The organism is Gemella sp. zg-1178 (assembly GCF_018790995.1).
GTDB lineage: Bacteria > Bacillota > Bacilli > Staphylococcales > Gemellaceae > Gemelliphila.
Map to the genome: position 1 here is coordinate 1 of NZ_JAHKEI010000055.1, position 1,178 is coordinate 1,178.

Here is a 1,178-nt window from a genome sequence, read left to right on the forward strand (position 1 = left end):
ACCCACTGCATTTGATCTTTGACTTTCAACTCTTCTGTTATCCCCATATTTTTCATCATCTCTGGTTTCATTTTCTCCATAAAGTTTTCTGCTTGTGTCTGAATTTCTATAAGATGTTTCAACAATGTTTTCTCTTGATACATCTGTTGTAACATGATTTGATGTTTCTCTTCTTGTGAGTTCATCAAAAAGTTCAATCTCTCCTTGGTAAAGAAACTCATCGGTGCTTGTTTGTAAAGTTCTTGCCTTGTCAATTCTACTATCTTCTCTAAGATTTCCTCTGTTGTTGGCATCTCTTGAAATGAATTTTCTTTCTTCTCCATTAAGTTCATCTCCAATGCTTGATCGAAGTCCATCATCTTCTATTCCTCCTTTAATCTGTGTATGATTTTCAATATTTAATTCCTTGTTTTTTATATTGTACTGCTTATCAGCCTCTTTTGTCTGCTCATTTAATCTGAAAATTTCTTTTTCTGCTTCTATTACGGTTGTTATGATATTTTTATTTATTGTGCTTAAATATGCTCCTAAATTTTGAAAAGATATCTCATCAAAATCTTGTAAATGATTTTTTAATAGTTCAACTTTAGGAACATGATTTATACCTAATCTTTCAGATACAGATATTAATAAACTTTCTTCCAAAAAGTTCCTAAAATCATTCTGTTTAAAGGCTTCTATTTTCATTTCATTAGCAATTACTGAATAATTTGCATTAATAAACTGTTTAATGACCTCCTTTAGTTTTGAAATACTCGTATCGTGTTCATCTATATTCATGTATGCTTTTTTTAAAATATTATCTAATGTGTCATTCCTTAAATCAGCATTCATCTTCCAAAGATTTATTTCATTAACATTTCTATCTTTTGAAACAGTTTGAGAAACATCAAAAACATAAACAACCTTTTTATATTCGCCAAATTGCCTTAAAGTCGGAATACCTTTTTGCCCTCTTTTCACAACACGATTAAATGTTTTTTGCCAAAAATCATATTCTCCACAAGCTGTTGCCTCTTTATTGTGATAGGCTATACTGACTTGGCTATTAAAATCATATTTAGAGTTGTTTCCAATAACTTTAAGTAATGCAACATATCTTTCGCTATCTTTTAGATTTTCTTCTAACATTTTTTTAAATAGATGTTCATAATCATTTATTCTCATTTTTACCTCCT

General features: G+C 29.3%; 1 protein-coding gene. It reads right to left on the bottom strand.

Annotated elements, in window-relative coordinates; translation table 11 throughout:
• The coding region (locus KMP12_RS07905; RefSeq protein ID WP_215757065.1) for a TnpV protein at positions 1 to 359 on the bottom strand (359 nt) is incomplete at its 3' end.
• Positions 360 to 1,178: the final 819 nt, after the last annotated feature.